We start from the raw sequence: 5,962 nt of genomic DNA, 5'->3' as shown, positions 1-5,962 counted from the left end.
ATATATAGCCAATGAGGATTTGAGGCATTATTTAGTGATCTCGATCCTGGCGAGTCCTCAACAGGGGAACCATAATAAACTACTGACAACCACCCTAAACTCAGAAAAACCGCAAAAAAAGGAGTTAGCGCATGAATAAAGGTGAATTAATCGATCAAATCGCTCTCAAAGCCTCTGTCACCAAAAAACAAGCAGATGCTGTTCTCACTGCCGCCATCGAAACCATTATCGAAGCGGTTTCTGAGGGGGACAAAGTAACCCTAGTAGGATTCGGTTCCTTCGAGGCCCGGGAACGTCAGGCCAGGGAAGGACGCAACCCAAAAACCGGCGATAAGATGGAGATTCCGGCCACTCGCGTCCCGGCTTTCTCAGCGGGTAAACTGTTTAAAGACAGAGTAGCCCCGGATAAGGAATAATTACTGTTGAGTTTCGTTCGCTGTAAGTCTTTTGCCTAGACCTAAACATGGTGGTAATCTTGACTGGGCGGCCGCAATTGCCGGCTGTCCGGTTTCCTCTATTCTCGATTTTTCTGCCAGTATCAACCCCCTCGGTCCGCCAGAAAGCGCCCTAACCGCTATTAAAAGCCATTTAACCAGTCTGACTCGTTATCCTGACCCGGCGTATTGGCAGTTGCGTTCTGCCCTCGGCCAATGGCACGATATCGGGCCAGATTGGATTCTCCCCGGCAATGGTGCGGCGGAGTTATTAACCTGGGCCGGCCGGGAATTGGCCTCATTTGATAGTGTTTATGTACTAACACCCGCTTTTAACGATTACGAACGGGCTTTAAAAAGTTTTGGGGGAAAAATCTGCCAACATTCCCTAGATTTAACCAGTTTAAAACCGGTTAATCCCAAAAAACAAGGCTTATTACTTAATAATCCCCACAATCCCACGGGGAAACTCTGGACGGTGGCGGCCATTCGTCCCTATCTATCGCAATTTGGTTTGGTGGTAGTGGATGAAGCTTTTATGGATTTTTTACCCCCGCCACAACAGGAGAGTTTAATATCTCTGTTGCCGGAATATCCCAATCTCGTGATTTTGCGTTCCCTAACTAAATTTTACAGTCTCCCCGGTTTACGTCTAGGATACGTCCTCGCCCATCCCGATCGCCTGTTACAATGGCAAAGATGGCGCGATCCTTGGTCGGTGAATAACTTGGCTGTGGTTGCCGCTATCGCGGCAATTGAGGATAGGGATTTTCAACAACAAACCTGGGACTGGTTAACAGCATCCCGCGGGGATTTATGGCAAGGATTAGCTAATTTTCCGCAATTACAGCCCCAAACCAGTGCCGCTAACTTCCTCTTAGTACAATCTCAATCTTCCTGTTTACCCCTACAGGAAGCTTTATTAAAATATCATCGAATTTTCATCCGCGATTGTCTCAGTTTCCCCGAATTGGGCAGCAATTATTTTCGGGTCGCTGTCCGTTTACCGGCAGAAAATCAACGATTATTATCGGCTTTAGAGAGTGTTTTAGCCGCGTCTGATACTAAATCCCTTGAGTAACGCACAGAAAACGGGTTTCTCGGAGAAACCCGTTTTCTACTCATGCAAATTAACAACAAAAAGGCTCCCGCCAACTAGACGGGAGCCGCTGCCATCGAACTAACAGAAATTAGTCGAGGTCAGGCATTGCCAATGCGGGTTCAGTCTCGCGGTCAATTCCTTTCTCGAAACCGGCGGCGGCGGCGCGAGCGCGTCCAGCGTGCCAGAGGTGTCCAATCAGGAAGAAGAAGGCGAGGGTGAAGTGAGAGGTAGCCAACCAAGCGCGAGGAGACACATAGTTAAACGAGTTAACGTCAGTGATAACACCACCCACAGAGTTCAAGGAACCTAAAGGAGCGTGGGTCATGTATTCAGCTGCGCGGCGCACTTGCCAGGGTTGTACGTCATTTCTGATTTTGTCGAGGTCTAAACCGTTAGGACCGCGGAGGGGTTCTAACCAGGGACCGCGGAAATCCCAGAAACGCATGGTTTCACCACCGAAGATGATTTCGCCAGTGGGAGAGCGCATCAGGTATTTACCTAGACCGGTGGGGCCTTGGGCAGAAGCGACGTTAGCACCTAAGCGTTGGTCACGCACCAAGAAGGTGAAAGCTTGAGCTTGGGAAGCTTCCATACCGGTCGGACCGTAGAATTCACTGGGATAGGCGGTGTTGTTAAACCAAACGTAAACGGCAGCGATAAAGCCCATCATGGAAAGAGCGCCCAAGCTGTAGGACAGATAGGCTTCTCCAGACCAGATGAAGGCGCGACGCGCCCAAGCAAAAGGTTTGGTGAGAATGTGCCAGATACCGCCAGCGATACAGATTAAGCCAATCCAGATGTGACCGCCGATGATATCTTCCATGTTGTTGACGCTGATAATCCAGCCTTCGCCACCGAAGGGAGCTTTGGTCAGATAACCAAAGATAACTGCGGGGTTGAGGGTAGGATTAGTGATGACGCGGACATCACCGCCACCGGGAGCCCAGGTATCATAGACACCGCCAAAGAACATGGCTTTAAATACCAACAACAGCGCACCACAACCCAAGAGAATTAGGTGATAACCGATGATGTTGGTCATTTGGTTTTTGTCTTTCCAGTCGTAACCGAAGAAATTAGAGTATTCCTCTAGGGTTTCCGGTCCGCGGATAGCGTGGTAGATACCACCAAAACCGAGTACAGCCGAAGAAATTAAGTGCAGAACACCAGCGACGAAGTAGGGGAAGGTATCGACTACTTCACCACCCGGACCGACCCCAAAACCGAGGGTAGCTAAGTGGGGGAGCAGGATTAAACCCTGTTCGTACATCGGTTTTTCGGGGATAAAGTGGGCGGTTTCAAACAGGGTCATTGCCCCGGCCCAGAAAACGATTAAACCGGCGTGGGCGACGTGAGCGCCGAGCAGTTTACCGGAGAGGTTGATAAGACGAGCGTTACCAGACCACCAAGCGAAGCCGGTGGAACTTTGGTCACGACCGGTAGCGGTAGGGATATTAGAGAGCGTTACCACGCGGGAGAACCTCCTCAGGGAAGATAAAGTTTTCGTGGGGTTGGTCTTGGGGAGCCATCCAAGCTCTCAGACCTTCGTTAAGCAGAATATTTTTAGTGTAGAAGGTTTCAAATTCCGGGTCTTCCGCCGCTCTCAATTCCTGAGAAACGAAGTCATAGGCCCGTAGATTAAGCGCTAATCCCACCACACCCACAGCACTCATCCATAAACCAGTCACGGGGACAAAGAGCATGAAGAAGTGTAACCAACGTTTGTTGGAGAAAGCGATGCCGAAGATTTGCGACCAGAAACGGTTCGCAGTGACCATGGAGTAGGTTTCTTCCGCTTGGGTGGGTTCAAAAGCTCGGAAAGTGTTGGAACCTTCGCCGTCTTCAAACAGGGTATTTTCTACCGTGGCTCCGTGAATAGCACAGAGAAGCGCACCACCAAGGATACCGGCTACACCCATCATGTGGAAGGGGTTCAGGGTCCAGTTGTGGAAGCCTTGGAAGAAAAGAATAAAACGGAAGATACCAGCCACGCCGAAGCTAGGGGCAAAGAACCAGCTAGACTGACCGAGGGGGTACATCAGGAAGACACTGACGAACACCGCAATCGGACCGGAGAAGGCGAGGGCGTTGTAGGGACGAATGCCGACTAAACGGGCGATTTCAAACTGACGTAGCATGAAGCCAATCAGGCCGAAAGCACCGTGGAGAGCGACAAAAGGCCATAAACCGCCGATTTGACACCAACGGGTGAAGTTACCTTGGGCTTCCGGTCCCCAGAGAAAGAGGATGGAGTGACCGAAGGCATCGGCGGGGGTGGAGACGGCTACAGTCAGGAAGTTGCCGCCTTCCAGGTAGGAACTGGCTAACCCGTGGGTGTACCAGGAGGTGACGAAGGTGGTGCCGGTTAACCATCCACCTAGGGCCATGAAGGCGCAGGGGAAGAGTAGTAAACCAGACCAACCGATGAAGACGAAACGGTCTCTTTTGAGCCAGTCATCGAGAGCATCAAACAGCCCTCTTTCTGGGGCGCGTCCGACAGCAATGGTCATGGGTATTTTTCCTCTTGCTTAACTGAAATCACGGGCAAGATTTCTTAACTTTTTTGAGTCTGGGATTACTCCCATTGTCTTATAAGATGGCGCGATCGATTGACTGGATTAGCTTGACTAAACTAGATGCGATCGCTCGTTAATCCTCACAAACTGTAAAAGATTAACGTTTCTTAAACTAGCACAAGCTAGACAATAATTTCGAGTTTGGTAAGACTTTGGTTTCTTGTGGCCTCTATCTACCTTTAACCATTATTAGCAAAAAATTACAAATCTATACAACTTGACTCATAATTGATTTTTAATACATATAAAAGATTTTTTGTCAATGAGTATTTATATTCATTTTTTTAATTGATCGCCATTCCCAATCCCCTAGGGGTTGCTCTAGCAATTGACAATCAAAGCATTCCTCGGCGGCGGTTTTCAGGGTAGTGATAATTGTCTCTAGGGTCAAATCTGGGGCTAAATTCAGCTTTTGAGGGGCAGCACTGGCGAAAACTTGCTCAAACAGCGAATTATCTTGCTCTAGCACCATCGAACCATGTTGGAGAACCGAGGAACCCCGTTGCAGTTGGGCGCTCCCAATAAATTTATTCCCCCAATTATCGACTAAATCTGCACCGGTAGCCGTACCGAAACAGTTAGCAGAATGGATATATCCCCGGCCGGCAGCACCGTAGGACAATTCTAGACCGAGATTTTGCCAGCCTGTGATTAAAAATCGACATATTTGCTGGTAAACTTCCCTAATATTCCCCTTCATCCCCGAATTTACCACCATATAAGTCAAATCCCCCTGATGTAGTACAGCCCGTCCACCGGTAGGACGACGAACTAGGGAGATTTTTTGACCTTGCCAAGTCAAATCACGCCAAAAATCGGGATATTGCCGTTGATGATAGCCCAAGGAAATAGCTGGGGGCGACCATTGATAAAAACGCAGAGTCGGGGGATGATGACCACAACGGTGTTGTTCTAGTAACCAAGAATCGATCGCCATTTGTTGCTCTGCCGATGAGATAATTGGAGGGATATAACGCCAAATTTTAGCTGCCACCAAAGGATTCTCGTAACATTTCATCATTATTATCTGCTACCGTCGCCACGAGAGTAATTGCTCGGGAAATCTCCCCAGGAGACAAATCGGCCACAGTACGCTGAGAAATCACCACCACCTGATCATTCATAATGGCAAAATGAGATTCAAAGGTTTCGGCACAATTCATCGCTAATAACTTGCGGGTTAATCCCAATTCATCCTGAACAGGCAATTTCAGCACAGAAGACCACACCGTGAGAAAATCATCATCACTTTCCCCAGTTAACTGCACAAACACCTCAACGCTACCATACTGAAACTTCCAAAGATAACCTTTTTCTGTATGTTGTACCATAGCAGTATCATTCTGCTGCAGAGTAGAAATAACCGTTTCAATCATTTCTTGGTGACTGCTCGTACTAGCCAGAAATTCATCGGTCATTGACTCTATTGCGTCCGAAGTCGCTAAACTTTCTGTGGTCATAAAAATTCCCTAAACTCGATCGATCACAATCTTATCCCAAGAGAAAAGAAAAAAGTAACAAAACAGACATAGAAGAGGGGAGTGGGGAGCTTTTTTCCTGTGATTAGTAAACAGCAAACAGTAAACAGCGAAAAGATAGAGGCTTAACCATTCTCTATATAAGGGTTTCAGAACTTTTTTCTCATTTTACCTAACCCACCTTGACAGAAGATAAATGACATTTTGGCCGCCGGCGGTCATTGGTGTCAACTTAAGCAAAAAGCGGCTCTTCGTTACTTGGTATGGTTCGATAGGGGAGCATAAATCGACTAAATCCTTATCTGGCAAGAGACTTAATTGATTAGTTCGCTCTAGACAAAAATAATTGACAAAAATCGCTAAATGCCTTTC

The 5,962-nt window shown here is 47.9% G+C and carries 7 protein-coding genes; 2 read left to right on the top strand and 5 right to left on the bottom strand.

Annotation, left to right across the window (positions count from 1 at the left end; translation table 11 throughout):
• Positions 1 to 131 precede the first annotated feature (131 nt).
• Positions 132 to 416: an HU family DNA-binding protein gene (locus IQ242_RS14640; RefSeq protein WP_002759570.1), complete on the top strand. Its 285-nt coding sequence runs from the start codon at positions 132 to 134 to the stop codon at positions 414 to 416.
• Positions 417 to 447: 31 nt separating this feature from the next.
• Complete coding sequence (cobD, locus tag IQ242_RS14635) at positions 448 to 1,515, top strand: threonine-phosphate decarboxylase CobD (RefSeq protein ID WP_193960467.1); 1,068 nt, start codon at positions 448 to 450, stop codon at positions 1,513 to 1,515.
• A gap of 109 nt (positions 1,516 to 1,624) precedes the next feature.
• On the opposite strand, the gene psbC is transcribed toward cobD, so the two are convergent.
• The 5 genes from psbC to IQ242_RS26230 all read right to left on the bottom strand — a co-directional run.
• A complete protein-coding gene (psbC, locus tag IQ242_RS14630; RefSeq protein WP_002768963.1) occupies positions 1,625 to 3,007 on the bottom strand; it encodes a photosystem II reaction center protein CP43 in 1,383 nt (460 codons plus the stop codon).
• A complete protein-coding gene (gene psbD / locus IQ242_RS14625; RefSeq protein WP_002737445.1) occupies positions 2,991 to 4,046 on the bottom strand; it encodes a photosystem II D2 protein (photosystem q(a) protein) in 1,056 nt (351 codons plus the stop codon). Before psbD ends, psbC begins: the two co-directional genes overlap by 17 nt.
• A gap of 325 nt (positions 4,047 to 4,371) precedes the next feature.
• A complete protein-coding gene (locus tag IQ242_RS14620) occupies positions 4,372 to 5,133 on the bottom strand; it encodes a lipoate--protein ligase family protein (RefSeq protein WP_193960466.1) in 762 nt (253 codons plus the stop codon).
• Positions 5,096 to 5,572: a YbjN domain-containing protein gene (locus IQ242_RS14615; protein ID WP_193960465.1), complete on the bottom strand. Its 477-nt coding sequence runs from the start codon at positions 5,570 to 5,572 to the stop codon at positions 5,096 to 5,098. The genes IQ242_RS14620 and IQ242_RS14615 overlap by 38 nt, the downstream gene beginning before the upstream one ends.
• A gap of 186 nt (positions 5,573 to 5,758) precedes the next feature.
• A partial coding sequence (locus IQ242_RS26230; protein ID WP_228021006.1) for a hypothetical protein occupies positions 5,759 to 5,962 on the bottom strand: 204 nt, incomplete at its 5' end.

It is taken from the genome of Microcystis sp. LEGE 08355 (genome assembly GCF_015207185.1).
Taxonomy (GTDB): domain Bacteria; phylum Cyanobacteriota; class Cyanobacteriia; order Cyanobacteriales; family Microcystaceae; genus Microcystis; species Microcystis panniformis.
The sequence above is the reverse complement of the archived record's forward strand: the minus strand, read 5'-3'. Positions and strand labels throughout refer to the sequence as shown.

Bases quoted from the DNA above. Each gene is read 5' to 3' on its own strand.
- IQ242_RS14640 (WP_002759570.1), top strand. From the start codon at position 132: ATGAATAAAGGTGAATTAATCGATCAAATCGCTCTCAAAGCCTCTGTC.
- psbD (WP_002737445.1), bottom strand. From the start codon at position 4,046: ATGACCATTGCTGTCGGACGCGCCCCAGAAAGAGGGCTGTTTGATGCT.
- IQ242_RS14620 (WP_193960466.1), bottom strand. From the start codon at position 5,133: ATGATGAAATGTTACGAGAATCCTTTGGTGGCAGCTAAAATTTGGCGT.
- IQ242_RS14615 (WP_193960465.1), bottom strand. From the start codon at position 5,572: ATGACCACAGAAAGTTTAGCGACTTCGGACGCAATAGAGTCAATGACC.